Here is a 25,981-nt window from a genome sequence, read left to right on the forward strand (position 1 = left end):
CCGGGGAAGCCGGACATCTTCTGTCGCCTTTTACGGGGAACCCGGACCGGTCACCCGGCCGGCCGCAGCCTCGCGTCGAGCGCGTCGTCGTCGGCGAGGAACCAGATGTGGGCGCCCTGGTTGGTCTCGTGGACGAAATCGCGCAGTGCCGTGCTGTCGGCGACAAGCAGGGAGATGTCGCCGACGACGGCGAGGCGGACGCGGTAGTTCACGAACTTCTGCATGACCGCACCCGCGATGCCCGACCTCAGCCGGAAGAACTCGTCCGCCACCCGGCCCACGGGCAGCGCGACCAGCTGCGCGTCGTGCCCCATCGCATCGCCGATCAGATCGAGCGCGGCCTGCTCGCCGTCGAGCGGCGGGCCCTCAAGGGCGCCGCGCAGCACGCGTACGCCATGGATGGTTTCGAGTGTGTGGGTGGTCATGCTCGGTGATCGTATCCGTCGGCCGCTCTCAGTGGCCGCGGGTGATCCATTCCTCCAGGTGGGGGGTTTCGGCACCGATGGTGGTCGCATCTCCGTGGCCGGTGAGGACCTTGGTCTCGGGCGGGAGGGTGAGCAGCCGGTCGCGGACGGAGTTGATGATCGTCGGGAAGTGTGAGTACGAGCGGCCGGTGGCGCCCGGGCCACCCTGGAAGAGGGTGTCGCCGGTGAAGACCGTGGCCAGTGCGGGGTCGTAGAGGCACACGGCGCCCGGCGCGTGCCCCGGCGTGTGCAGCACCGTGAGGTCGGCGCCCGCGGCCTCGATGACCTGGCCGTCGACCAGATGGGCGTCGGGGCCCCGGTCGGGGTGGGTCTGCTTCCACAGCGGCAGGTCGTCGGGGTGCAGCCAGATGGTCGCGCCGGTGCGGTCGGCGAGCGCGGGCGCGGCGTCGATGTGGTCGTTGTGGGCGTGGGTGCACACGATCGCGGCCAGGCGCCGGTCCCCGACGGCCTCCGCGATGGCATCGGCGTCGTGCGCCGCGTCGATGACGATCACCTCGTGGTCGTCGCCGACGATCCACACGTTGTTGTCGACCTCCCAGCTGCCGCCGTCGAGGGTGAACCGGCCGGAGGTGACGAGGCGTTCGATGCGCGCGGTCATCACAGCACCACCACCGAACGCAGCACGTCACCGTGGTGCATCCGCTCGAACGCCTTCTCCACCGCGTCGAGTTCGATCGTCTCGGTGACGAACTTGTCCAGCGGCAGGCGGCCCTGCAGATGCAGGTCGATGAGCATCGGGAAGTCACGGGAGGGCAGGCAGTCGCCGTACCAGGACGACTTCAGCGATCCGCCCCGCCCGAAGACGTCCAGCAGCGGCAGCTCCAGCTTCATCTCCGGAGTCGGCACGCCGACCAGCACGACCGTGCCGGCCAGGTCGCGGGCGTAGAAGGCCTGCCGGTACGTCTCCGGGCGGCCCACCGCCTCGATCACCACGTCCGCGCCGAAGCCACCTGTCAGCTCACGGATCGCCTCCACGGCGTCGTGCTGCCTGGAGTTCACCGTGTGCGTGGCGCCCATCTCGCGCGCCGTGGCCAGCTTCCGGTCGTCGATGTCCACCGCGATGATCCTCGCCGCGCCCGCGAGGTTCGCCCCGGCGACGGCGGCGTCGCCCACCCCGCCGCAGCCGATCACGGCGACGCTGTCTCCCCGGCCGACACCGCCGGTGTTGATGGCCGCCCCGATCCCGGCCATCACGCCACAGCCGAGCAGCCCGGCCACCTGAGGTGAGACCGACGGGTCGACCTTCGTGCACTGGCCCGCCGCGACCAGCGTCTTCTCCGCGAACGCGCCGATGCCCAGCGCCGGCGACAGCTCGGTGCCATCGAGCAGGGTCATCTTCTGCTTCGCGTTGTGCGTGTTGAAGCAGTACCACGGCCGGCCCCGCAGGCAGGCCCGGCAATTCCCGCACACCGCACGCCAGTTCAGGACGACGAAATCCCCGGGCGCGACGTCCGTGACGCCCTCGCCCACCGACTCCACCACACCCGCGGCCTCATGACCGAGCAGGAAGGGGAAGTCGTCGCTGATCCCGCCCTGCTTGTAGTGCAGGTCGGTATGGCAGACCCCGCAGGCCTGGACGCGTACCACCGCCTCCCCGGGCCCCGGATCGGGCACGACGATCGTGTCCAGCCGCACCGGTTCGTTCTTGCCCGGCGCGATCACGCCGCGTACTTCCTGCGCCATGGTGGTGAGCCCTTCGTCGGCCGCTGTCCGTCCTTCCGACCCTACGGGTGACTGATCAGTAACGGCGGCGGTGGTCCCGCGCCGCCGCTCACCGCAGGAACTCCCGCACGGCCCGGCCGACAGCCTGCTCATCGAACCCGACCGCACCGCCCAGGGCGAGCAGCCGATGCGGCACGTGCACCAGGGTCTCGGCGACCTGCCGGGCCGAGGTGCCGGGCAGGCCGGGCTCGATCAGCACCACGTCGGCGTGGTCCGTCGCGAGGGCTGTGGTGCGCAGACCGATCTCGTCGAAGGGCCTGATGGTCGCGCCGTAGAGGACCGCCAGGTCCAGGCCGGCGGTGGCGCGCAGCACGGGGTCGAGGGTGGCGCCCACGGAGAGCAGGACACCGGCGCGCCCGTCCCGCACGAGTGCGAACCGTTCCTCAACAGTGTCCAGGAGTGACATCCGCGATCCGGTCCGCTTCGCGGACGCGGTCGGGCGAATGCACCGCGACGGCATGACGGCCTACGTCGAACTCGGGCCCGGTGACGTCCTGACCGGCATGCTCGCCGACTGTCTGCCCGAAGGCGCCGACCGACCGCTCACCCTCTCGATGGCCCGGAACTGGCAGGCCATGGGGGAGGAGGCCGACGTAGCCTGAACCCTTCAGCCGAATTCCGAGGAGCGCCGTGAGCATCGCAGAGACCGTGTCCGGCCCGCCCGCCTGGCGGTTGCTCCTCGCCTACGTACGGCCGCATCGGTGGGCGCTGCTGGCGGGCGCCCTGCTCTCGCTGGTCACGGGGGCCACCGGACTGCTGTTGCCGCTGGTGGCCAAGGGCTTGATCGACGACCTGTCGCACGATCGGGCCATCACCGGCGCGCTGGTGGTCATGTCGGTCCTGGTCGTCGTCAACGCGGCGGTGGGCGCGCTCGGCTCCTATGTGCTGCGGCGCACCGCGGAGTCGGTGGTGCTCGGTGCGCGGCGCGCCCTGTCGTCGTATCTGCTGAGGCTGCGGATCACGGCGGTCGACCGCAGTGAGCCGGGCGACCTGATGGCCCGTATCACCTCGGACACCACTCTGCTGCGCGAGGTCACCACCGACTCGCTGGTCGGGCTGGGCACCGGCGGACTCACTCTCGTCGCGACCGTGGCGATGATGGGCCTGGTGGACCCCGTGCTGCTCGCCGTCACCCTGGGCGTGATCCTCGGCGCGGGCACGGTCCTCGGAGTGATCGTGCCGCGCATCAACCGGGCGAGCCGGCAGGCGCAGGACGCGGTCGGCGTGATGGGCGCGTCGCTGGAGCGGATCCTCGGCGCGCTGCGCACGGTGAAGGCGTCCGGCGCCGAGCACCGGGAGGAGCGGACGCTGCACGAGGCCGCCGAGGAGTCGTGGCGGCAGAGCGTGCGAGCCGCCAAGTGGTCGGCGGCGGCGGGCAACACGGCCGGTCTCGCGATGCAGATCGCGTTCATCACGGTGCTCGCGGTGGGCGGGGCGCGGGTGGCGACCGGCGCCATCCAGGTGGGCACGCTGGTCGCGTTCCTGCTGTACGTCTTCTACCTCATGTCCCCGATCCAGCAGGTGGTCGGCGCGATCACGCAGTACCAGACGGGCGCCGCCGCGCTCGCCCGGATCCAGGAGGCACTGAGTCTGCCGTCCGAACCGGCCGCCGCGCCCGCCCCGTTGCCCTCCGCGGGCGCCGAGCCGGCCGCCCTCGCCTTCGACGACGTCCGTTTCCGGTACGCCGACGATCTGCCGTACGTCCACCACGGGGTGACGTTCGCCGTGCCCGCACGGGGCATGACGGCGTTCGTCGGACCGTCCGGCGCGGGCAAGACCACGGTGTTCTCTCTCATCGAGCGGTTCTACGATCCCGAGTCCGGCACCATCACCCTCGACGGACTCGGCTTGCCGGACTGGGAGTTGCCCCCGCTCCGTGCGGCGATCGGCTATGTGGAGCAGGACGCCCCGGTGCTGTCGGGTTCGCTGCGGGACAATCTGCTGCTGGGCAACCCGGACGCCGACGAGGAGGCGCTCACCCGCGTGCTCAAGACGACCCGTCTCGACGGTCTCGTCGCCCGCCTGCCGAAGGACCTCGACACATTGGTGGGACACCGCGGCACCAAGCTGTCGGGCGGCGAGCGGCAGCGGGTCGCCATCGCCCGTGCGCTGCTGCGCCGGCCACGGCTGCTGCTGCTCGACGAGGCCACCTCGCAGCTCGACGCGGTCAACGAGGCGGCGCTGCGGGACACGGTCTCCGATGTCGCGCGCACGACGACGGTTCTCGTCGTCGCCCACCGGCTGTCCACGGTGACGATGGCCGACCGGATCGTGGTCATGGACGCGGGACGGGTACGTGCGGTCGGCACCCATCGCGAACTGGTCGCCGCCGATCCGCTCTACGCCGAGCTGGCGGCCACCCAGTTCCTGGCCACGGCCGACTGACAACTGCGTTCCCGGCCTGCGCAGCCGCTCAGCTTCCCAGTCTGCGCAGCCGCTCCGCGTCGCCGGTGCGGGGACAGGTCACGCAGGACTCGGCGGGCCGGATCGCAGAGAACATGCAGCAGCCGGTACGCGTGCGGGTGATGTGCCGTCGGCCGTCGTCCCCGACCAGGTCACGGAAGCCGGCGCCGGCCGGGTACGGGGCCAGGCCGATCGGCAGCACCTCGGTGGCGGCGCGCACGGCGTCGCCCTCCTGGCCCAGCATCCGGCCCAGGTGCCAGATGCCGGACACGAGGTCGTCGGCGACCATGCCCCACAGTGACCGTGCCCCGCGTCGTGCGGTGGGGCCGATCGCGGTCAGGAGCGGACGCATGTGATCGGCCATCGCCTTGCGCAGCACGGCCCGCAGCTGGTCCTCATGGCGGAGCGTCAGCACTCCGGGCTGCGAGGCGACCACGTCACCTGCCAGGCAGGCCAGTTCGGTGCCGGGTGTGATCTCGTACCCGCCTGTGGCGAGGTCCGGCCGCAGGTCGTCGAGCCGGATCAGGGGCACGCGTCGCTGGAGGTACCAGGTCCCGCCCGTCAGCACGCCGAGGGTCCAGGCGTAGGCGTGCAGGGCCCGCGAGGCGGCGACGTCACGGCGGGCAGCAACCTCGTAGCGGTCGTGGATGCGGGCCGCCTCGGCGTCGACGAAGGCGTCGAGCGCTGCCCGGTCCGAGGCCAACTCAGCCGCGGTGACCACGGTTCGGGCCGATTCGTGGCCCGGCTCCACGACCCGCACGGTCAGCGCTTCGCAGACCTCGCCCAGCTTCCGGTAGGCACCGCCGAGGGCATGCGTGACGGCACCGGCGGAGTGGGCCTTCAGAGCCACGGACATGGGCGCTCCAGCACAGGAGGTTCGACGACGGACAGCAAGGTCAGGCTTACCTTACTTCACGCCCGGCGAGTTGATCCACGGGGCATGCGCACCCCGGGATCATGGAGCTCCCAGGCCGAGGCCATCTCACGGCCGGTTGATAAGTAAAGGAAGGCTCACCTAAGCTCACGGCTTGTGACCGTGACCCGACGGGCCGCTCCCACCGGTGTGCCCTCCCCTGCCCTCAGACACGTCCCCGTGTTCCTCGCCGGACTGGGCGCCCTTGCGCTCTGCACCGCGCTGAGCCTCGCTCTCGGCGCCAGGTCGGTGCCCCTGTCCACGGTTGCCGACGCGCTGTTCGGTCACGCCCAGGGCCGGGAGGCACTCGTGGTCACCGGGCTGCGGCTGCCACGCACCGTCATCGGCCTCGCGGTCGGCGCGGCGCTCGGGGTCGCAGGCGCCGTTGCCCAGGGCATCACCCGCAACCCGCTCGCGTCGCCGACCACCCTCGGCATCAACGCCGGCGCCGGTTTCGCGGTGGTCGTCGCGATCTTCGCACTGAAGCTCAACGACCCTGTGCAGTATGTGTGGTTCGCGTTCGCCGGCGCCGCGGGCGCCGCCCTGTTCGCCCAGGCGCTGGCCCGCCGCGCCGGGGACATCGATCCCGTACGGCTGGCGCTCGGCGGCACCGTCCTCCAACTCGTGCTGCTGTCCTGGACGTCGGCGGTGATGCTGATGAACCAGCGCACCCTCGACGAGGCCCGCTTCTGGCTGGCCGGATCCCTGTCCGACCGGCCCCTCGACGTGCTGTGGCCGGTGCTGCCGACCCTGCTGCTCGGGCTGGTGGCCGCCCTGGCCGTCTCTCCGGCGCTCAACGCCCTTGCCCTGGGCGACGATGCGGCCCAGGCACTCGGTGTGCCGGTGGCCCGGATCCGGCTGGCCGGCGGCATCGCGGTGGTCCTGCTCGCCGGGTCGGCGGTCGCCATGGCCGGGCCGATCGCCTTCATCGGCCTCGCCGCGCCCCATCTCGTACGTCCCCTGCTCGGCGCCGACCACCGGCTGCTGGTGCCCGGCTGCCTGATCGCCGGACCGGTGCTGCTGCTGTCGGCCGATGTCGTCGGCCGGATGGTGATCCGTCCCTCGGAGCTGGATGCGGGCATCGTGACGGCGTTCCTGGGCGCGCCCCTGCTGGCGCTGCTGGCCCGGAAGGTGGCCCGATGAGCGCCGCCGTCGCCACCGTTCGTACGAAGTCCGCCTCCCGCAGCCGGGTGCGGCGCCGTGTCCTGGTGTTCGCCGTTTCCGGTCTCGTCGCGCTGTTCGTGCTGCTCACCGTGTCCCTGACGACGGGTGAGATGCGGATGCCCGCGGGCACGGCGCTGCGTGCGCTGGTCGGCCTCGGGGATCCGGGAGACGTGCTGGTGGTGCAGCAGTTCCGGGCGCCGAGGACCGTGGCGGCCATCGTCGCCGGAGCGGGGCTGGGCGCGGCGGGCTGCGTGCTGCAACGGCTGTTCCGCAATCCCCTGGCATCCCCGGATGTCATGGGCGTGACAGGCGGGGCGTCGTTGGGCGCTGTCGCGCTCATCGCCGCCGGGGCCTCACAGACGCTGGTCCCGCTCGGAGCCCTCGGCGGAGGCCTGCTCGCGGCCCTGCTGCTGGGCGTGTTCGCCTGGCGGTCCGGGCTCGCCGTCACCCGGCTCGTGCTCACCGGGCTGGCCGTGCAGGCGGGACTGGCCGCCGCCGTGAACCTGATGATCGTGCGCTTCCCGGCCGAGCTCGCCGGGTCCGCGCTGCAGTGGACCACGGGGTCGGTGTACGGGCGGACGTGGACGGAGGTGTGGGGAGCGGGCGGCGCCATGGTGCTCGCGCTCGCCGTCACCCTCGTACTGCACCGCCGGCTGGCCGTGCTGGACCTCGGGGACGACTCGGCGGGTGCCCTCGGCCTGCGGACGTCGGCCGCTCGTCTCCAACTCCTTGTCGTCGCGGTCGCGTTGGCGTCCCTGGCGGCCGCGGTCGCGGGTCCGGTGACCTTCGTCGCGCTCGCCGTGCCGCACATCGTGCGGTTCGTCACCGGTCCGCCCACGGCTTCCTCCCTGGGGCTGGCCGGTCTTGCGGGAGCGGTGCTGCTGCTCGCCTCCGACCTGGTCGTGCAGCACCTGCTGCCGGTCGAGGGGCTGCCGGTGGGCGCGGTCACCGCCACGCTGGGCGCGCCCTGGCTGCTGGTGCTGATGTTCCGGCAGAGCTCGCCCCTCCAGAGGAGCCGGCCATGACCGGCGCCCCGGAAACCGGCCACGAGCCACATGCGACCGCAGCACAGCAAGCGCGTCAGGAGCCGCACATGACCACCGCCAACCAGCTCTCCACGCGGGGCCTCGATCTGCGCTACGGCGACCGGCTCGTCGTCGGCGGACTCGATCTGACGCTGCCGGGAGGCGCCGTCACCGCCATCGTCGGACCCAACGCCTGTGGAAAGTCGACCCTGTTGCGCGGACTGTGCCGGCTGCTCGCCCCGGCCGCCGGGACCGTCACCCTGGACGGCGCGGACATCCACCGCATGTCCGCGCGGACACTCGCCCGCCGGATGGGACTGCTCCCCCAGCAGCCGGTCACGCCCGAGGCGATCACCGTCGAGGCGCTCGTACGCCTGGGCCGGTATCCGCACCAGCGGCTGCTGAGCCCCTGGTCGGCGTCGGACCAGCAGGCGGTGGACGAGGCGCTGGAGCGCACCGGCACCACGTCCCTGCGCGACCAGAGCGTCGACCAGCTCTCCGGCGGTCAGCGCCAACGCGCCTGGATCGCGCTGGCGTTGGCCCAGGACACCGAACTGCTCCTGCTCGACGAGCCGACCACCTTCCTCGACCTGCGGCACCAGCTCGACGTCCTCGACCTGGTCGCCGCCCTGCACGCCGAGGCGGGCCGCACCGTGGTGATGGTGCTGCACGACCTCGGACAGGCCGCCCGCTACGCGGACCACATGGTGGTCCTCAAGGACGGCCGTCTCGCCGCCGCCGGCGCCCCGGCGGACATCCTCGACGCGGACCTGGTCAGGTCCGTGTTCGACGTGGACTGCCGGGTGATCCCCGACCCGGAGACCGGCACCCCGCTGGTCGTACCGAAGAGCAGCGCGGTACGGCGCCCCGCCGTGTCCGCCTGACCCGTAAGCACCTACCAGAAAGACCGACCCCCCATGTTCAAGCGCTCTCCCCTGCACGGAATCGGCAGACTCCTCGCCGTGCTGCTCTCCGTGGTGCTCGGTACGGCCGTACTGGCCGCCTGCGGCAGTGAGAAGACCGACGGTGCCGACACCGCCAAGTCCTCCGGCTCGGCGTCGGCCGGCTTCCCACGCACCCTCAAGACCGTGATGGGCAACGTCGAGATCCCGTCGAAGCCGAAGCGGGTCGTGGTCCTCGACACCGGTGAGCTGGACGACGTCACCCTGCTCGGCATCGACCCGGTCGGCGCGGTCGCCCCCCACTTCAAGACCGAGGGCGGCTTCCCGACGTACCTCAAGGGCGAGTTGAGCGGCACCGCCGACGTGGGACCGCTCCTGGAGCCCAACCTGGAGAAGATCGCCTCCCTCAAGCCCGATCTGATCCTGTCGTCGAAGGTCCGGCACGAGAAGGTCTACGACAAGCTCAGCGCGATCGCCCCGACCGTCTTCACGGAGACCACCGGCGGGGTCTGGAAGCAGAACCTGAAGGTGCACGCCGAGGCTCTGGGCCTGGAGAAGGAGGCCGCGGCCAAGCTCAAGGAGTACGAGACGCAGGCCAAGGCGCTCGGTGAGGCCATCCGGAAGAAGGACGGCGGCACGATGCCGACCGCGTCCGTGGTCCGCTTCATCGCCGGTCCGACCCGCCTGTACCAGTCCAACTCCTACAGCGGTGTGGTCCTGAACGACATCGGCCTCAAGCGGCCCAAGTCCCAGGTGTCGAACGACCCCGACGTCACCATGAAGGACGTCAGCCCCGAGGAGATCGACCGGGCCGACGCCGATCTGATCTTCGTCACCTCCGCCGACGTCGACGGCAAGACCCAGAAGGAGCAGGTCACCTCCAACCCGGTCTGGAAGGCTCTCCCGGCCGTCAAGGACGGCCGGGTCCACGAGGTCCCGGACGAGACGTGGATGTCCGGCATCGGCGTCCAGGCCGCCGAACAGGTGCTCAAGGACGTGGCGAAGGCCACCGGCGTGGACCTCCCGAAGAAGTAACTCCCGTTTCCCGGGGGCGGACCGCGCCGTCTGCCCGGTCCGTCCCCAACCCCCCACTCGCCAAAGGAAGTTGCCTGCACACCGTGCGCATCTACCTGCTTGCCCTCAATCCGACCGACTCCGTCACCGAGGGCTTCCTGCCCGCCGCCGCCCGGCTGGGCCTGGATGTCACCGTCCTCACCGACCAGAGCGCCGCCCATCGCCGCCCCCACCCGGACATCGAGGTCCTGGAGTGCGACGTCCGCGACCACCGGGCCGTCGTCACCCGGATATCCACACACCACCGGCCCGACGCCGTCTTCACCAACAGCGACCACCTCCAGACCCAGGCCGCCCTGGCCGCCGCCTACTTCGGCCTCCCCGCCAAGGACTGGCGAGCCACGCTGCGCACCAAGGACAAGGCGGAGATGCGGCGCCGGCTCGCCGCCGCCGGTGTGGACACCGTGTGGTCGGCCGAGCTCACGGAGCCCGTCGCGCCCGCGGATGCGCCGTACCCGTGCGTCCTCAAGCCACGCGAGGGCGTGGCCAGCGAGGACGTCGTCCTGGTCGACGACCCGGAACAGCTCGTGGCACGGGCCAGGGAGATCCTGGACCGTCGGCCCGGTGCCGTCCTCGTCGTCGAGGAGTACCTCCCCGGCGAGCTGTACACCCTGGAGACACTGGGCGACGGGCAGGTCCGCCATGTGCTGGGCGGCTTCCGCACCGGGCTGTCCGCTCCGCCGTACTTCATCGAGGAACACCTCACCTTCGTCCCGGCCCACCCAGAGCCCGTCGTCGCCCAGGTGCTCGCCCAACTGGACGCGCTGGGAGTCGGGTTCGGGGCCTGTCACACCGAGTTCGTGGTGCACGAGGGTCGCGCCAGGATCATCGAGGTCAACTACCGTGCCATCGGCGACCAGTGCGATCTGCTGCTGGCCCGGCTGCTGGAGATACCGTTCTTCGAGCTGGTGCTGCGCACCCACCTGGGCGAACGCCTGCCCTCCGACATGGGAGCCCGCCGCGACGGCGCCGCGCGTCTTGAGTACCCGTGCGCCGACCGCGCCGGCACCCTTGTTCAGGCCCCGGCCGCCGGGGAACTGACCGTCGACGGCGTCCATCTGACATACCGTCCGCTGCGCGGGACGGGCGAGCGGCACGGGCTGTACCGCACCAACCGCGACTACCTCGGAGTGCTGCGGGCCGTCGGCACCGACCAGCGGACGGTGGACCGGGTGTCGGCGGAATTCCTGGCCGCCCGGAGCTGGGAGATCCAGTCGTGAGCGCGCCGACCGCGACGGACACCTGCGAGACGCAGCTGCTCACCCGCGTGCTCGGCGCCCTGCTGCGCGAGGACGTGGTCGGCCTGCGCAGCCGCAGCGCCCTCGTGCACCGGCCGGACGGCGACTGGCTGCGCCTGCCGGCTGCCGGTGACGCCCTGCTGCTGCCGGTCGCCGAGGACGGCTACCAGGGCGAGTACCGGGCCCGGCTGCCCCTGCTGGCACGCGAGTCGGACGCCTTCGAGCTGACCTCGCACGAGGCCGTGCTCGGTGCGCTGCGCGATCTCGCCGAGCCCGAGGACCGCGACGGCTTCGACGCGTTCGCCGAGGAGTGCCGTCAGACACTGGACACGATGCGGCTGCACGCCCGCACGCGGGACGACGTCATGCGACGGCTGACCGGCCGGTACGGGGACGATCCGGCCGGGTGGCCGGGGATCGCGTACGACACTCTCGCCGCCCGCCTCGACCATCCCGTCTACCCGACCGCACGCGGCCGCTCAGGGCTCACCGAGGCACAACTACGGTCGTACGCGCCGGAGTTCCATCCCCGTTTCGCGCTGCACTGGCTGGCCGTGCCGCGTGCCGCGGTGACCGTGACGGTCCCGCTCCCCGAGCTGTGGCCCACGCCCGCCCTGCTCGGGCTGCCCGAGGCCGAGCACACCCATGTGGCGTTGCCCGTGCACCCGTTGACCGTGGGAGCGCCGCTGGACGAGGCGCTGCGTACCACGGGTCTGGCGGGCAGCGCGCTGCTCGCCGAGCGCGCTCATCTCGAAGTCGTGCCCACGCTGTCGATGCGCACGGTGGCGGTGGCCGCGGACCCTTCCCTGCATCTCAAACTCCCCCTGGTCACCGCCACGTTGGGTCTGCGCAACAAGCGCTCCATCAAGCCCGGCACCCTCGTCGACGGTGCGGCGGGGCAACGGCTGCTGGCGGCGGTGATCGCGCGCGAGCCCCGCTTCCGGGACACGATCCTGCACGCCGACGAGGCCACGTACGCGCACGCCGGGCACGAGCTGCTGGCCGTCCTGTGCCGCCGCCATCCGGCCGCGCTCGAGGACTCCGTCGTCGTCCCGCTGGCCGCGCTGCTCGCCGAGGCGCCGGGCGGGCGCCTGGTCCTCGACCTGCTGGCCGACCGCTTCCACGGCGGCGATCCACTGGCCCTGCTGGACGCCCTCCTGACGCTGCTGTTCGACTGGCAGACGACCCTGTTCGGCTACGGCATCGCGCTGGAGTCGCATCAGCAGAACGTCTCGCTGGTGCTGGGGCAGGGCGCCCTGCGGTTGCTGTTCAAGGACAACGACGGGCCCCGCGTCAACGCCTCACGGCTGGCCGCCAGGCTGCCCGGTCCGTGGGGTTTCGACGATCCGCGGACGTTGTGCGCCGGGGACGGACCGGTCGCGGACCTGTTCGCCACCATCACGGTCCATCTGTGCGCGGGGGCCTACGCGTTCGGCCTCGCCCGGCACCGGGACGAGCTGCTGGGTCTCGTACGCGACCGGCTCGCCCGGGCCGTCGACCGGCTGGGTGGTGACGCGGGTGCGGTCCTGCGCGAGCGTGTCCTCGATGCACCGCGGTTGCCGGTCAAGGCGATGGTCACGGCCGGGACGCTGCTCTCCAAGGAGCGTTCGGGCGCCGCGGACGTCAACAAGCACTACACGACCGGCCCCAACTACCTGCTGCCCACCGGGGGCACGGCATGAGCGCCGAAGCCCTGCGCATGCCGGACCGGGCGTTCACTCGCGGGCATGTGCACGCGGTGGCCGGCTGCTACTTCGTGGCGTCCTTCGCGGCCCTCGGGCTGCCGCCGTATCTCACCGAGATCCTGCCGGAGTTGGGCGACCACGGGGCCCGCTGGGCGGGGGTGCTGTACGTGGTCCCGACCGTGTTCGGTGCGCTCGGCGCCCCGCTGTGGGGGCGGCTCGCCGACCGTCACGGCCGAAAGCGGCTGCTGCTGCGCGCCCAGTTGGGGCTCGCCGTGGCCTTTCTGCTCGCGGGCTGGGCGGACTCCCTGGCCACGTTCACCGTGGCCCTCGTACTGCAGGGCATCCTGGGCGGCACCTTCGCCGCGTCCAACGGGTACCTGGGCGCCGCCCTGGAGGGTCCCGCCCTGTCCAGGGCGCTGACCCTGATGCAGGGCAGCGCCCGGGCCGCGCTGGTCGTGGCGCCGATCGTGATCGGCTCGCTGTCGGGCTGGCTGTCGCCTCACCGCCAGTACGCCCTGCTCGCCGTACTGCCGCTGACGGCCGCCCTGTTGCTGGCGGCCCTGCCCGAACCGGAGTGTGCCGCACCGGAGTCGGAGCGTGCCGTCGAGACGACCTGCGCGGACGGAACGCCGGTGATCTCCCTCAAGGCCCTGTACGCCTTGGAGTTCGCCTTCGTCTTCTCCACCGTCATCTCCTTCCCCTATCTGATCGCCCTGGTCGACGACCGTCTCCCGGGCACTTCCCCGACCCTCTCCGGCGTGCTGTTCGCCCTCCCCCACCTGTGCTATCTGGTGTCGGCGCTGACCGTGCACTCCGCGTTCCACGACCGGCCCCGGAGCGGGATCGCGCTCGGCTTCACCTGCATCGCGCTCGGTCTCGCGGGGCACGGGGTCGCCGGTTCCCTGGCGACGCTGATCGCCGTCCGGCTGCTGCTCGGCGCGGGCCTCACCCTCGGCCTGGTGTGTCTGTCGGTCCTGGCCGCCGACTGCGCCAAAGGACGGTCGCCGGGCGGGATGTTCGGCTCACTGGAGTTCTTCTCCAAGGCCGGCGCGGTCGCCGCCGGACTGGCCGCCGCGGCGGGCAGCGCCCGCTTCGGCCCGGCCGCACCCGTGCTGACGGGCAGCGCGGCCGCCGCCGTCACCGTCGTCGCCACCGTGGTGACCTCGTCCTTCCCCCCGCTGAACGACCGCACCCGCAGGAGCCGCTGATGCCCTCGCTGAGCCTCCCCCAGACCTCGTCCGGGGGGACCCCCCTCTCGCTTCGCCCGTCCGGGAGCGCGGCCGTACTCCCCTCCGCCGACGACGCCGTGGCCCACACGCTCCTCAACTGCCTGCTGCGCGAGGTCTCCGGACCCGAGCACCAGTCGGTCGTCGCCGACGGCCACCTCCTGCTGCGGCTGCCGCGCCGCGGAGTGCTGCTGCGCATCGCCCTGCGCCGCACCTCGCTGCTCGGCGCTCACCGGTTCACCGGCCCCGTGAGTGAGCAGGGCGACGGCGGCTGGTCGGAGGTGGACTGGCGGCGCCTGGCCCAGTACACGCACGACGAGCTGTCGTTGCGCACGGGCGTGCGCAACGAGGAGTTCCTCGACCAGATCGCCTCCAGCCACGGCGCCGTCTCCACGACGCTCGCCACCCCTCGCTCCGCCCGCCTCCCCGACGACCGTCTACCGGAGGACCGTCTTTCGGCCTATCTGTCCTCCGAGCAGTCGCTGCTGTTCGGGCACCGTTTCCACCCGACGCCCAAGGCCCGCACCGGCGACCCGCGCGCCTGGGCCGCGTACGCACCGGAGGTCGGCGCCTCCTTCCCGCTACGGCACCTCGCCGTCCGCGCCCACCTGATCGCCGAGGAGTTCGCGGACCCGTCGGCGGCCGCCCTCCTGGACGGGCTGCGCACGGACGTGCCGCAGGGGTACCGGCTGCTGCCCGCCCACCCCTGGCAGTACGAGACACTCCGGGCGCATCCGGCTCTGGGTGCCGCGCTCGACCGCGGCGACATCCTCGAACTCGGCCCGGGCGGACGCCCCTTCGCCGCCACCGCCTCGGTGCGGACCCTGTACGACGGGGAGACCTTCCTCAAGTTCAGCCTGAATGTCCGGATCACCAACTGCCTGCGCAAGAACAGCAGTTACGAGCTGGCCGGGGCCGTGGCGCTGACCGGCGTACTGGGTCCGGCACTCGCCGACCTGGCCGACCGTTTCCCCGGCAGCGCCGTGCTCCGCGAGCCGGCCTACCGCACGCTCGCCCTGCCCGGCCCGGACGGTTCTGCCGACCGCGAGCTGTTCGAGGGCTTCGGCGTCATCGTCCGCGAGGGCCTGCCGCGCCGTCTCGCCCCGGGCACGGTTCCCCTGCTCGCGGCGGCCGTCGCCGACGAGTACCCGACCGGCCCCGCGCACATCTCCCGCCTGCTCGACGGGGCGGACGTGCAAACGACCCTCGCCTGGTGGTCGGCCTACCTCGACCTGCTCGTCCCTCCCGTCCTGGCCGCCTACTTCGACCACGGCGTGGTCCTCGAGCCCCACCTGCAGAACGTCCTGATCTGCGTCGGCGCCGACGGGATGCCCGCCCAGGTCCTCTTCCGCGACCTCGAGGGCACCAAGCTGGTCCCCGAACAGCACACCGACACGCTGGCCGCGCTGCCGCCCGAGGTCGCAGGCCCGATGACGTACGACGCGCAGCGCGGCTGGGACCGGGTCGTGTACTGCCTGCTCGTCAACCACGTCGCCGAGCTCCTCGCCGCCCTCGCCGACCTGCACCCGCAGGCAGAGGCGGCCCTGTGGACCCGGGTGCGCGCCACGCTCCAGACGTACTCCGACCGGTACGGCTACCCGCCCCGCCTCGCCGCCCTGCTCGCCGGGGTGCCTCTGCCCGCCAAGGCCAACCTGCTCACCCGCTGGGAACGCAGGGCGGACCGGGACGCCGGCTACGTCCGACTGCCCTCCCCGCTCGCCGAGGACGTCCTGCGCGACACGACCGGGGGCACCCGATGACCGACCCGACCCCCTCGGTCCACGACCGCGTGCGGTCTCTCTCCTCGGCCGAACTGCCCGCATACGTCTACGACTTGACGGCGCTGCGCACCCATGCCGCCACCGTCCGGGCCGCACTTCCCGAGCGGGTCGAGGTGTACTACGCCGCCAAGGCCAACCCCGAGCCGGAGATCCTGGGCACGCTGGGCCCGTACGTCGACGGCTACGAGGTCTCCTCGGGCGGTGAGCTCGCCCACGTCGCCAAGGCGGTGCCGGGCCGCGCTCTCGCCTTCGGCGGTCCCGGCAAGACGCCGGACGAGGTGACGGCCGCGCTGGAGCTGGGTGTGGACCGTTTCCATGTGGAGAGCGAGTACGAGCTGCGCATGCTGGGCGAGTTGGCGCGCCGGTGTGCGCCGGGGCGGCGGGTGGCGGTGCTGCCCCGGGTCAACCTGCCGGTGCCCAAGGGATCGCTGGCGGGGAGTTCGCTGGCGATGGGAGGTCGTCCGACGCCGTTCGGGCTGGATCCGGAGCGGGCGGTGGACGTCGTCCGGGCGCTGACCGATGGCACGTACCCGCACCTCGAACTGCGCGGCGTTCACGCCCACTTGGCCAGTGGGCTGGAGGCGGCCGAGCTGCTGGTGGTGGCCGAGTCGGTCGTGGAGTGGGCCACGGGTCTCGGTGTTCCGCTCGCCGAGGTGAACGTCGGCGGCGGTATGACCGTCGACTACACCGAGCCGGAGCGCCGCTTCGACTGGTCCGCGTACGGCAGCGGGCTGGCCCGTCTCACCGAGGCGCACCCCGGGCTGACCCTGCGCATCGAGCCGGGGCGGGCGTTGACGGCGTACTGCGGCTGGTACGCCACCGAGGTGCTGGACGTGAAGCGCAGTCACGGCGAGGAGTTCGCCGTCGTCCGGGGCGGCACCCACCATCTGCGGACCCCGGCGACGAAGGGGCACGACCAGCCCTGCACCGTGCTGAAATCGGAGGACTGGCCGCATCCGTGGCCGCGTCCGGCCGCCGGGAACGGCAGGGTCACCGTGGCGGGGCAGCTGTGCACGCCCAAGGACGTGCTGGCCCGCCGGGTGCCCGCGCCCGGGCTCAGAGCCGGCGACCGGGTGGTGTTCTCGCTGGCGGGCGCCTACGCGTGGAACATCTCCCACCACGACTTCCTGATGCACCCCGGGCCCGGATTCCACTTCCTCGACGCCGGATCCGCCGCTCACCCGGCGCAGTGACCGCGGACCGTCGGCGGCAGGCATGTCCCTGCTGACCATGCATGCGTTCGCCACGTGACATTTGATTCACGATCCTCGGCGGGACGGTGATCAGCCTGCGGCAGAGTCAAGGGCCGCCCGGTGTTCCGGACGGCCCTTGACAGGTACGTGCGATGCGGCGTCGGTCTGCTAGAGGGCCTCGGGCAGCCCGGTCCCCGCGGCTCCCATGTGGGCGACCCGGTCCAGCTGCCCGAGGTTGTTCAGCCGGTTCAGCTGCTGCAGCTGCTCGGAGGGGCGCGGAACCTCGGCCCTGCGGTCCGCCGGGATGCCGGTCGCGGCGAGGGAGTCGATCGTGCTGATCGGGTTGAGCTCGCTCCCGTCCCGGTTCTGGATGGTCGAGTCGGACGCGCTGGCAAGAGGTGCCGCAAGGGCGGTGATGCCGGCGGCGAGACCAACCGCGGCAACGATACGTCGTGTTGAGATCATGCTTTTCACAACGTCACCGGGCCTGTGGCGGACACGGGCACGTCGCTGCGCTCACCCATCAGGGGCAGCGCCCCGGCTGCGCTTGCCGAGGCTGCCCTGGCGGAGGAGTCTCGGATGAGAGGCCCTCCGCGGCCCACTCCTCGTCGGGTCGCGGCCCTCGAAGGAGGTCATCATGGGCACCGCGGCAACCCCTGCCTTCAACGCCGACACCCTGCGCCGGGGCGTCGAGGGACATACGGCGGCAGACCTTCTGTCGCTCTACGCCGACGACGCGCAAGTGCGCATCGTGGACCGCAACACCCAACCCAGCAAGCCCAAGGTCCTGCACGGTCGCGGCGAGATCGGCGCGCTGTTCGAGGACATCTACAGCCGGGACATGACGCACAAGGTGGATCACTGCATCATCGAGGGCGACCATGCCGCCTACAGCCAGTCCTGCGAGTACTCGGACGGTACGCGCGTGCTGGCCGAGTCGATGATCACGTTGCGCGACGGAAAGATCACCGAAGAAATCCTGATCCAGGCATGGGACGAGTAGGAGGCAGAACCGCGAGGGTCCAGGTCAGCACCCGGTTGACCTGGACCTTCTCGGTCCGTGCGGCGCTGGGGCGGGTACGCCCGGCCCGGCCTCGGCGGCGGCTGCCAATCTCCGCAGTAGGTCGGCCAGTGTCCGTTGCTCTGCTGCGCTCAGTGCTGAGAGCAGCGCGACCTCGTCCGCTTCCTCCGTCACCGCATGCTGCTCGAAGGCGGCGTTTCCCGCATCGGTGAGCCGGACCCGTACGCGCCGGCGGTCGGCCGTCTCGTGCGTGCGGGTGATCAGCCCGGCGTCCTCCAGCGGCCCCAGCCGCGCCGACAGCGCGCCCCGGGTCAGCCCCAACCGGTCGGCCAGCAGCGAAGGGCTCGCGGTGTACGGCGGACCGAGCCGCCGCAGTGTGAGCAGCACCTTGTACTGCCAGCGCCGCAGTCCGTCCGAGTCAAGGGCGTCCCGCCGCGCCTGTGACATATGGCGGGCAAGGAACGCCAGCCGGACGAAGATCGCCTCCTTGACGGGGTCCATCCAGTCGAGTTCCTTCGACCACTCCTCGACATGGCGGTCTGCCGAGTCCTCCATCGCCTGTCTCCCGCAGTGGTTTTCTTGTGGATGGTTTTTTGCATAACTACCTTCTCTCGTCATGACGAACACGACGAGTGCTTCGCGCACATCCGTGGATTTCAGTGAACTGCTCGCCTGTGCAAGGGCGTTGTCCCTCGCCGGCCGCTGGGACCGTGCTCTTGGGCTACTGGAGGCGACCTCCGCCGGTGAACCGGCGGACCGTACCCGGCTCGCCCTCGCCATCGCCGAAGTCGCCCTGGAGAGCGACTGGTTCGCGGGGACGGACCTCGCCCGGAGCCGTATCGAGGCCGCGGCCGGACTGCTGCCCGAGGAGGACTGGGACCTCGGCTTCGTGCGGCTGCGGCACACCTACCACCACCTGCTCCTCGTCGACGGCGCACTGCGCCTCGGCCCCGACGGCAAGGACCCCGCAACCCTCGCCGGGATGCGGCAGCAGGCGTACGGGCTGCGCGATCGCGCTCCGGACGAGGTGCGGCGCGGCTGGGCCTCCATGTATCTGGGCCTGATCGCCGACAATCACTTCTCCGAGCGCACCGCCGCGCCCGCCCACTACACGGCGGCGCTGGAGGCCGGGGAGTTTGGCCCTGATCCGTTGCTGGCCCGGGAGGCCCTGCGGCATCTGGGCGACCACGACCACGACTTCGGTGACCCGCACCGTGCCCTGGAACGCTGGCGGCGGGCGACCGCGCTGGGTGCCGGAGCGGGCACGGTCCCCGGCACGCTGTCCCAGCAGCTGCTGCTGGCGGTGCTGGCCCGCGACACCGGCGACGAGGCGGGTGCCAGGGCGCTCGCCACCGAGGTCGCCCGCTGGGCCGGGGCCATCGGTGCCGTTCGCATCGAGGCGCAGGCGACCGGTTTCCTCGCCGGGGTCGATCCGACCGCCCCACCGCAGCACAGCGAGGACATCGGTTAGGGTCGTGGCGGGCCGTGACTGGCGCTGAGGTGGAGTACCACCGGGGAGCGGCCACGCAGAGTCGATGCCGTGCGCCTGGGCGATCCGGTCACACCAGCCCAGGAGTGGATCATGTCTCAGGCCCGGCTCATGGACGGCACCTCGCTCGCCCGGCGGATCGTCGAGGACACCGCCGGGCGGGCGGCCGGCCTCACCGACCGCACCGGCACGGCCCCCTGTCTGGCGACGGTGCTGGTCGGCGAGGACCCCGCCTCGGTCACCTACGTCCGCATGAAGCAGAACCGCTGCCGCAAGGCCGGCATCGAATCCCGGCACGTGGAACTGCCCGCGGCCACGACCACCGAGGAACTCGTCGGCACCCTGCGCTCACTGTCCGACGACCCCGGCGTACACGGCATCCTGCTGCAGCACCCCATGGGTGAACACATCGACGAACGGGCCGCGTTCGAGGCGATCGCGCCCGAGAAGGACGTCGACGGCGTCACCTTCGCCTCCTTCGCGACGATGAGTTTCGGCGTGCCGGGCTTCGTGTCGTGCACGCCGGGCGGCATCATGCGGCTGCTCGACGCGTACGACGTCGACCCGTCCGGCAAGCGTGCCGTCGTCGTGGGCCGCAGCGCCATCCTCGGCAAGCCGGTCGGCATGCTGCTGCTCGCCCGCGACGCGACGGTGACGTACTGCCACTCGCGCACGCAGGACCTGTCCTCGGTGCTCCGGGAGGCCGACATCGTGGTGGCTGCCGTGGGTCGGCCGCGGCTGATCCGGGGCGAGGACGTCAAGCCCGGCGCGGTCGTGGTCGATGCCGGCTACAACCCGGGCAACGTGGGCGACGTGGACTTCGACTCCGCCGTGGAGCGTGCCGGTCTCATCACTCCCGTGCCCGGCGGTGTCGGCCCGATGACGATCGCCACGCTGCTGGAGCAGACCGTCGATGCCGCCGCCCGGCAGCTCGGGGTGTGATCAGCGCATCCAGGCGCTGTACGACTCGACGTCGCCGGCCCTGACGCCGTACTCCGGCTGGGCCTTGGTCAGGACGGTCTCCAGGCCGAGGACGGCGCCGGTGGACGGGTCCATGATCAGCATCCGGCGGTTGCCGGGAGCGTCGTACACATACGCCTGGCCGCGCCGCCCGAGCCGGTCGGTCACCTGGCCGACCGGGCGCAGCCCTTCGGCGTCCGCCAGAAGCCGGGCAAGCGTCGCGGACTCCCGGGCGCCGAGGGTCCAGTGGTCGAGCAACTCGGCGACGACGTCGAGGAGTTCGGGAGTCGTCAGCCCAGTGTGGTGGGTGTACGCGGCTTCCTGCAGATAGGCCCGCAGCCGGGCCGGGTCGTGCGGAGGGGGCGACTCGGGCGGCGCGTCGCTCCAGCTCGGCGGATACGTCTGCCTGCTGATGACATGGCCGTCCTCGACCAGATGCGGATCGCCGCCCTCGTCGCGCAGGACCGGCCGGCCCGGGTGCCGCGGGTCGGTCGCCACCACCAGCTCCGTGTGGCTGCCGTCGGCCCTCCAGCGCACGACTCGCTCCTCCGGGAGCGTGACCGGGGGTTTGTCCTCGCTCATGCCCATGCTCCAGGACTGCACGTGCGTGCCCTTGCGCAGCTGCGGCGCACCGTCCGCAGCGGCCTGCCGCTGTGCCCGGCCGGCGAGCTGATCCAGGGGTACGGGGGTGGAGTCGGCCTGGACGACGAGCGCCCGGGGTGCGGCGACCGCGGGGGTCGTGCTCGGGCCGCCGAACGTCAGTGTCAGCACGGTCGCGGCGACGACCGCGCTGGCCGCGAGACTCCACACGAGCCGGGTCCGGCGGCGGCCTGGAGGCCGTTCGTGCAGCAACTGGTCGAGCCTGCGCTCGGCATGGTGGCCGAGGGGGCCGTCGCCGTAGTGAGGGCCGCCGGACGGCGCCGGGTTGGCGCGGCGCAGGAGTTCGAGTTCGTCAGCCATGGTCGTGCTCCTTCGCGGCTGTCGGACCGGCCGTGGGTGCGAGGCGCATGCGGTCTATCTCGGTTCTGAGCCGGCGCCGGGCGCGGTGCAGCCGCATCGACGCGGCCCGGCTGCCGCAGCCGAGGGCGACGGCGACCTCGTCGATGCCCAGTTCCTCCCACGCGGTCAGCCGCAGCACCTCCCGGTCCGCCTCAGAGAGCCGGGCCAGCGCGTCATGCACCCAGGAGCCCGCCGTCTCCGCGTCGGGGCTGTCCACGATCTGCCTGCCGTGCGCGGTCTCGTCGTTGCCCAGCCGGTCGACCAGCCGGCGCCGCCGGCCGTAACCGCGTACCGCGTTCGCCAGGCAGTTGCGTGCCACGCCGTACAACCAGGGCAGCGGGGAGCCCGGCAGGTCCTGGCGGCGCCGCCAGGCGACCGTGAACACCTCCGCCACCACTTCCTCCACCTCGTCGGCCCGCCCGTCCAGTCGCCGCGCGACATAGCGGCTGACCGCCCAGTAGTGCTCGCGATAGGCAGCGGCGAAGATCTCGTCGTTGCTCATGTTCCGTTCGTGTCCGGCACCGGCCGGATCGTCACACCCGCTTTCGTGATTCTCGTCGCGTCATCCGAGTGTGATCGGTGTGCCGGGGCCGGACACAGGCGGGGTATGAGGCACCTCAAGTGGTTGACGACCACTGACCACAAGACGATCGGGACGCTCTATCTCGTCACGTCGTTCGCGTCCTTCCTGATCGGCGGCGTCATGGCGCTGCTGATGCGTGCCGAGCTCGCCCGGCCGGGTCTGCAGATCATGTCGAACGAGCAGTTCAACCAGGCGTTCACGATGCACGGCACGATCATGCTGCTGATGTTCGCGACGCCGCTGTTCGCCGGCTTCACGAACTGGATCATGCCGCTGCAGATCGGCGCGCCCGACGTGGCGTTCCCGCGGCTGAACATGTTCGCCTACTGGCTCTACCTGTTCGGCTCGACGATCGCGGTCGGCGGCTTCCTCACCCCGTCCGGCGCGGCCGACTTCGGCTGGTTCGCCTACTCCCCGCTGTCGGACGCGGTGCGCTCCCCGGGCATCGGCGCCGACCTGTGGATCATGGGTCTGGCCTTCTCCGGCTTCGGCACCATCCTCGGTGCGGTCAACTTCATCACCACCATCATCTGCATGCGCGCGCCCGGCATGACCATGTTCCGCATGCCGATCTTCGTGTGGAACGTGCTGCTGACCGCGGTGCTGGTGCTGCTCGCCTTCCCCGTCCTGGCCGCCGCGCTGTTCGCGCTGGAGGCGGATCGGAAATTCGGGGCACATGTCTTCGACGCGGCCAACGGCGGCGCCCTGCTGTGGCAACACCTCTTCTGGTTCTTCGGCCATCCAGAGGTGTACATCATCGCGCTGCCGTTCTTCGGCATCATCTCCGAGGTCATCCCGGTCTTCTCCCGCAAGCCGATGTTCGGCTACATGGGCCTGATCGGCGCGACCATCGCGATCGCCGGCCTGTCCGTGACGGTGTGGGCCCACCACATGTACGTCACCGGCGGTGTGCTGCTGCCGTTCTTCTCCTTCATGACGTTCCTCATCGCCGTACCGACCGGCGTGAAGTTCTTCAACTGGATCGGAACGATGTGGAAGGGGTCCCTGAGTTTCGAGACCCCGATGCTCTGGGCCACCGGCTTCCTGGTCACCTTCACCTTCGGCGGCCTCACCGGCGTGATGCTCGCCTCGCCACCCATCGACTTCCATGTGTCCGACTCGTACTTCGTGGTGGCGCACTTCCACTACGTGGTGTTCGGCACCGTCGTCTTCGCGATGTTCTCCGGCTTCCACTTCTGGTGGCCGAAGATGACCGGGAAGATGCTCGACGAGCGACTCGGCAAGATCACGTTCTGGACGCTGTTCATCGGCTTCCACGGCACCTTCCTGGTCCAGCACTGGCTGGGCGCCGAGGGCATGCAGCGCCGTATCCCCGACTACCTCGAGGTGGAGGGGTTCGCGACCCTCAACACGGTGTCGACGATCTCCTCGTTCCTGCTCGGCTCGTCCATGCTCCCGTTCTTCTACAACGTGTGGAAGACGGCCAAGTACGGCAAGCCGGTCGGCGTCGACGACCCGTGGGGCTACGGCCGTTCACTGGAGTGGGCGACCTCCTGCCCGCCCCCGCGCCACAACTTCGTCACCCTTCCCCGCATCCGCAGCGAATCCCCGGCGTTCGACCTGCACCACGTCCGGCTCCCGGCCCCGGAAAGGGAAGTGATCGCACCGTGAGCAGCAAGGACACCCAGATGCTCCTCGCCGAGATCGAGGGACATCTGCTCCTGTCCGCCGCCCGGGAGGAGGGGCGCTGGGCCGCCGCACGCTTCGCTGCCCGGCTCGACTGGCTGACGGAGACCCAACGGGAAGACGTGGAGCGCCGGTTCGAGGCGGAGTACCTCGCACTCGCCCGCACCTCCTGGCAGCGCACAGCGGAGCGTGCCCGTCAGTTGCGGGGCGAGTACGAGGAGACCTACCGCGGGCTGCGGTGCCGCCTGCTGGCCGGCTGGCTGCTGGCGTGCGCCGCGGTCATGGCCGCGGGTGTCGTGCTGCTCTCCTGCGCCTGGGCCGGGGCTAGTTGAGCGCCCACCTCTGGTTGTCGCCCGTACCGCATGCCCACAGCACCATGGAGGTGCCATTGGCCGTGCCGTTGTTGTAGGCGTCCAGGCAGAGGCCTGCGTTGACGTTGGTGATCGTGCCGTCGCCGTTGACGTTCCACTTCTGGTTGTTGTTGCCGTTGCAGTCCCAGATCACGACCTTGGTGCCGTTGGTGGTGCCGGCGTTGTAGGCGTCCAGGCACTTGTTGCCGTACACCACGAGTTCCTTGCGGGAGGTGTGCCTCCAGGCCTGGTTCTGGCCACCGTTGCAGTCCCACAGCTCTGCCTGGGTGCCGTTGGTGATCGTGTTGTTGTAGATGTCGAGGCAGCGTCCGGACTGCTTGCCGACGACCTGGGTGCCGTCGGCCCCGGGCTGGGGTCTGACGGTGATCGAGTCGAGGGTCGGCGCGCCCGAGAACGTGAGCGAGTTGGTGGCGCCCTTGGACAGGCCGACCTGCACGGAGATCGTGCCCGGGCCGGGTCCGGTCGGCGGGAAGGAGACCGCGGTGGAGCCCTGGCCGTTGACCTTGAGGGTGCCGGTGCGGGCACCGGAGGTGTTGTTCGTGTACGAGACGTCGACGACCTTGACCCCGGTGCTCCCGGCGGCGACTCCGCTGAAGCTCGACGTGCCGGTGTAGGTGCTGCTCGACGCCTCGGTCCCCCCGGTGACCGTCAGCATGACCGAGCCGCCCGCCGGGACACTGGTCGTGTAACTCGTGCCGTGGGTACCGACGTCGGAGCGTGCCCACAGGTCACGCACGGTCGCGGACGCGTCGGTCAGCCCCAGGTCGGACCAGCGGACGGTGATGTTCTGGGCGGCGGAGGTGCGGTTGAGGAGGACGACGGCGCGGTTGCCGGTCCCGGCCAGCGCCTTGCCGTACACCTGCAGTCCGCTGGTGTCCTCGGCGACCTTGACGCCCTGCAGGCCGCGCGGGTCCTGGTCGACGGCGACGACCTCGGGGTTCTTGAGTATGGAGGCGGTCTCGGAGGTCATGGTGGTGAGGTCGTTGCCGGCGAGGAGCGGTGCGCCGGAGATCGCCCACAGGTTCATATGGGTGCGGTTCTGGGCGGCGGTGAAGCCGTCCATGCCGACCATCAGCATGTCCGGGTCGTTGTAGTAGCCGGTGTGCTGGGCCGTGGGATGCAGGGTCTGGTCGAAGTTGGACAGCAGGTTCGTCATCGACGGCTTGTTGCCGTAGAAGATGATGTCGCTGCTGGTGCGCCACATGGGGGCCTGCCCCGGCGCCCAGTTCCAGGGGTTCTGCTTGCCCCAGTTGCAGATCGACAGGGTGAGCGGGCGGCCGGTGGCTGCCGTCGCCTTCGCGATCGCGTCGCTGATCGACTGGTATGCCTTCGCCGCGTCGAGTCCTTCGACGTCGCCGCCGCACCAGTCGACCTTGACGAAGTCGAAGCCCCACTTGGAGAACTGCAGCATGTCCTGGTCGTAGTGGCCCTCGCTGCCGCTGCCCGGTGCGGCGGGGCGGCCGGTCGGGTAGTAGTAGCCGCAGCCGTTCTTGCCGGCGTCGGTGTAGATACCGGCCTTGAGGCCCTTGCTGTGGATGTAGTCGGCGATGGCGCTCATGCCACCGGGCCACTCAGCGGTGTCGACGGTGATGTTTCCGCCGCTGTCGCGGGTGCCCTGCCACCAGCCCTCGTCGATGTTGATGTACTTGTATCCGGCCGCCGGCAGTCCCGCCGCGACGAACGCGTCGACCTGCTTCTTGATCACGTTGTAGTCGATCTTGGCGGCGAAACTGTTCCAGGAGGCCCAGCCCATGGGCGCGGCGGGCACGGCGATCTGACGGGCCGTCGCCGCCTGTGCCGGGCCCGGCACAGCGAACAGCAGTGCGGCGGCCGCGGTCAGGGCGAGGGCGAGGAGACGTACGGCGGCGGCTCTGCACCGTTGCACGAGACCACTTCTGGGCGAGCACGGAGGGGAGTACATGCGGCTCCTTCGGCGGGGGACCCCAGGGGGGAGGTATTCGGCAACGCATTCGACTAGCACGCCCCAATCGCATTCGACATACCGAACACAGATCGATGAACCGAACGTGTCGCGCGCCGAAAGTAGAGCCCTGGAGAGAGGGAAGTCAACGGATGCGACAGGCGTGAAGTGGCCACTCT

At 71.1% G+C, this 25,981-nt stretch carries 26 protein-coding genes and 1 riboswitch; of the genes, 16 read left to right on the forward strand and 10 right to left on the reverse strand.

Annotated elements, in window-relative coordinates; all coding sequences use genetic code 11:
* Positions 1–50 precede the first annotated feature (50 nt).
* The 4 genes from ACYUED_RS01360 to ACYUED_RS01375 form a co-directional block, all read right to left on the reverse strand.
* Positions 51–425 (reverse strand): DUF4180 domain-containing protein, encoded by a 375-nt coding sequence (locus tag ACYUED_RS01360; protein ID WP_491290483.1) that lies wholly within the window; start codon positions 423–425, stop codon positions 51–53.
* 28 nt (positions 426–453) lie between these two features.
* On the reverse strand, positions 454–1,083 hold the full coding sequence (locus ACYUED_RS01365) for an MBL fold metallo-hydrolase (protein WP_491290484.1): 630 nt from the start codon (positions 1,081–1,083) through the stop codon (positions 454–456).
* The gene (locus ACYUED_RS01370; protein ID WP_491290485.1) at positions 1,083–2,168 is read right to left on the reverse strand and encodes an S-(hydroxymethyl)mycothiol dehydrogenase; all 1,086 of its coding nucleotides are present in this window, start codon (positions 2,166–2,168) and stop codon (positions 1,083–1,085) included. Before ACYUED_RS01370 ends, ACYUED_RS01365 begins: the two co-directional genes overlap by 1 nt.
* An 88-nt stretch (positions 2,169–2,256) precedes the next feature.
* Complete coding sequence (locus ACYUED_RS01375) at positions 2,257–2,574, reverse strand: hypothetical protein (protein ID WP_491290486.1); 318 nt, start codon at positions 2,572–2,574, stop codon at positions 2,257–2,259.
* 22 nt (positions 2,575–2,596) lie between these two features.
* On the opposite strand from ACYUED_RS01375, the gene ACYUED_RS01380 reads away from it, so the two are divergent.
* On the forward strand, positions 2,597–2,809 hold the full coding sequence (locus tag ACYUED_RS01380) for a hypothetical protein (RefSeq protein ID WP_491290487.1): 213 nt from the start codon (positions 2,597–2,599) through the stop codon (positions 2,807–2,809).
* 28 nt (positions 2,810–2,837) lie between these two features.
* Positions 2,838–4,592, forward strand: coding sequence for an ABC transporter ATP-binding protein (locus ACYUED_RS01385; RefSeq protein WP_491290488.1), 1,755 nt, complete (start codon positions 2,838–2,840; stop codon positions 4,590–4,592).
* A 28-nt stretch (positions 4,593–4,620) separates the two neighbouring features.
* Here the strand turns inward: ACYUED_RS01385 and ACYUED_RS01390 are convergent, their stop codons facing one another.
* Positions 4,621–5,466, reverse strand: a complete 846-nt coding sequence (locus ACYUED_RS01390; protein ID WP_491290489.1) for an iron-sulfur protein — start codon at positions 5,464–5,466, stop codon at positions 4,621–4,623.
* Positions 5,467–5,673: 207 nt separating this feature from the next.
* Between ACYUED_RS01390 and ACYUED_RS01395 the strand changes: the two genes are divergently transcribed.
* The 9 genes from ACYUED_RS01395 (at position 5,674) to ACYUED_RS01435 (ending at position 16,811) form a co-directional block, all read left to right on the forward strand.
* Positions 5,674–6,666 (forward strand): FecCD family ABC transporter permease, encoded by a 993-nt coding sequence (locus ACYUED_RS01395; protein WP_491294786.1) that lies wholly within the window; start codon positions 5,674–5,676, stop codon positions 6,664–6,666.
* Positions 6,663–7,712: a FecCD family ABC transporter permease gene (locus tag ACYUED_RS01400; protein WP_491290490.1), complete on the forward strand. Its 1,050-nt coding sequence runs from the start codon at positions 6,663–6,665 to the stop codon at positions 7,710–7,712. Before ACYUED_RS01395 ends, ACYUED_RS01400 begins: the two co-directional genes overlap by 4 nt.
* 68 nt (positions 7,713–7,780) lie before the next feature.
* Positions 7,781–8,596 (forward strand): ABC transporter ATP-binding protein, encoded by an 816-nt coding sequence (locus tag ACYUED_RS01405; RefSeq protein ID WP_491290491.1) that lies wholly within the window; start codon positions 7,781–7,783, stop codon positions 8,594–8,596.
* Positions 8,597–8,629: 33 nt separating this feature from the next.
* The gene (locus ACYUED_RS01410) at positions 8,630–9,649 is read left to right on the forward strand and encodes an ABC transporter substrate-binding protein (RefSeq protein ID WP_491290492.1); all 1,020 of its coding nucleotides are present in this window, start codon (positions 8,630–8,632) and stop codon (positions 9,647–9,649) included.
* A gap of 83 nt (positions 9,650–9,732) precedes the next feature.
* Complete coding sequence (locus ACYUED_RS01415; RefSeq protein WP_491290493.1) at positions 9,733–10,908, forward strand: ATP-grasp domain-containing protein; 1,176 nt, start codon at positions 9,733–9,735, stop codon at positions 10,906–10,908.
* Positions 10,905–12,608 carry an IucA/IucC family protein gene (locus ACYUED_RS01420; RefSeq protein ID WP_491290494.1) on the forward strand — a complete coding sequence of 568 codons (1,704 nt, stop codon included), beginning with the start codon at positions 10,905–10,907 and terminating at the stop codon, positions 12,606–12,608. The genes ACYUED_RS01415 and ACYUED_RS01420 overlap by 4 nt, the downstream gene beginning before the upstream one ends.
* Entirely contained in the window at positions 12,605–13,819 is a 1,215-nt protein-coding gene (locus ACYUED_RS01425; RefSeq protein WP_491290495.1) for an MFS transporter, read from the forward strand. The genes ACYUED_RS01420 and ACYUED_RS01425 overlap by 4 nt, the downstream gene beginning before the upstream one ends.
* Positions 13,819–15,597, forward strand: a complete 1,779-nt coding sequence (locus ACYUED_RS01430) for an IucA/IucC family protein (protein WP_491290496.1) — start codon at positions 13,819–13,821, stop codon at positions 15,595–15,597. Before ACYUED_RS01425 ends, ACYUED_RS01430 begins: the two co-directional genes overlap by 1 nt.
* Positions 15,594–16,811, forward strand: coding sequence for a type III PLP-dependent enzyme (locus ACYUED_RS01435; protein ID WP_491290497.1), 1,218 nt, complete (start codon positions 15,594–15,596; stop codon positions 16,809–16,811). Before ACYUED_RS01430 ends, ACYUED_RS01435 begins: the two co-directional genes overlap by 4 nt.
* A gap of 168 nt (positions 16,812–16,979) precedes the next feature.
* Here ACYUED_RS01435 and ACYUED_RS01440 read toward each other — a convergent pair whose 3' ends face one another.
* Complete coding sequence (locus ACYUED_RS01440; protein WP_266527893.1) at positions 16,980–17,276, reverse strand: hypothetical protein; 297 nt, start codon at positions 17,274–17,276, stop codon at positions 16,980–16,982.
* Between the two features lie 172 nt (positions 17,277–17,448).
* Between ACYUED_RS01440 and ACYUED_RS01445 the strand changes: the two genes are divergently transcribed.
* Positions 17,449–17,814: a nuclear transport factor 2 family protein gene (locus ACYUED_RS01445; protein ID WP_491290498.1), complete on the forward strand. Its 366-nt coding sequence runs from the start codon at positions 17,449–17,451 to the stop codon at positions 17,812–17,814.
* Between the two features lie 24 nt (positions 17,815–17,838).
* Here the strand turns inward: ACYUED_RS01445 and ACYUED_RS01450 are convergent, their stop codons facing one another.
* On the reverse strand, positions 17,839–18,387 hold the full coding sequence (locus ACYUED_RS01450; protein WP_491290499.1) for a MarR family winged helix-turn-helix transcriptional regulator: 549 nt from the start codon (positions 18,385–18,387) through the stop codon (positions 17,839–17,841).
* 61 nt (positions 18,388–18,448) lie between these two features.
* Between ACYUED_RS01450 and ACYUED_RS01455 the strand changes: the two genes are divergently transcribed.
* Both ACYUED_RS01455 and ACYUED_RS01460 read left to right on the forward strand, forming a co-directional pair.
* Complete coding sequence (locus ACYUED_RS01455; protein ID WP_491290500.1) at positions 18,449–19,303, forward strand: hypothetical protein; 855 nt, start codon at positions 18,449–18,451, stop codon at positions 19,301–19,303.
* Positions 19,304–19,308: 5 nt separating this feature from the next.
* Positions 19,309–19,391: riboswitch (ZMP/ZTP riboswitch) on the forward strand.
* Positions 19,392–19,414: 23 nt separating this feature from the next.
* Positions 19,415–20,263: a bifunctional 5,10-methylenetetrahydrofolate dehydrogenase/5,10-methenyltetrahydrofolate cyclohydrolase gene (locus ACYUED_RS01460; protein ID WP_491290501.1), complete on the forward strand. Its 849-nt coding sequence runs from the start codon at positions 19,415–19,417 to the stop codon at positions 20,261–20,263.
* On the opposite strand, the gene ACYUED_RS01465 is transcribed toward ACYUED_RS01460, so the two are convergent.
* Complete coding sequence (locus ACYUED_RS01465) at positions 20,264–21,241, reverse strand: CU044_5270 family protein (protein ID WP_491290502.1); 978 nt, start codon at positions 21,239–21,241, stop codon at positions 20,264–20,266. It lies immediately after the preceding gene.
* The gene (locus ACYUED_RS01470; protein ID WP_491290503.1) at positions 21,234–21,782 is read right to left on the reverse strand and encodes an RNA polymerase sigma factor; all 549 of its coding nucleotides are present in this window, start codon (positions 21,780–21,782) and stop codon (positions 21,234–21,236) included. The genes ACYUED_RS01465 and ACYUED_RS01470 overlap by 8 nt, the downstream gene beginning before the upstream one ends.
* Positions 21,783–21,887: 105 nt before the next feature.
* Here ACYUED_RS01470 and ctaD point away from each other — a divergent pair, with 105 nt between their 5' ends.
* Positions 21,888–23,495 (forward strand): aa3-type cytochrome oxidase subunit I, encoded by a 1,608-nt coding sequence (ctaD, locus tag ACYUED_RS01475; protein ID WP_491290504.1) that lies wholly within the window; start codon positions 21,888–21,890, stop codon positions 23,493–23,495.
* Entirely contained in the window at positions 23,492–23,842 is a 351-nt protein-coding gene (locus ACYUED_RS01480) for a hypothetical protein (protein ID WP_491290505.1), read from the forward strand. The genes ctaD and ACYUED_RS01480 overlap by 4 nt, the downstream gene beginning before the upstream one ends.
* Here ACYUED_RS01480 and ACYUED_RS01485 read toward each other — a convergent pair.
* Positions 23,835–25,802, reverse strand: a complete 1,968-nt coding sequence (locus ACYUED_RS01485) for an RICIN domain-containing protein (protein WP_491290506.1) — start codon at positions 25,800–25,802, stop codon at positions 23,835–23,837. The genes ACYUED_RS01480 and ACYUED_RS01485 overlap by 8 nt on opposite strands.
* Positions 25,803–25,981: the final 179 nt, after the last annotated feature.

Source organism: Streptomyces sp. DF42, assembly GCF_058267695.1.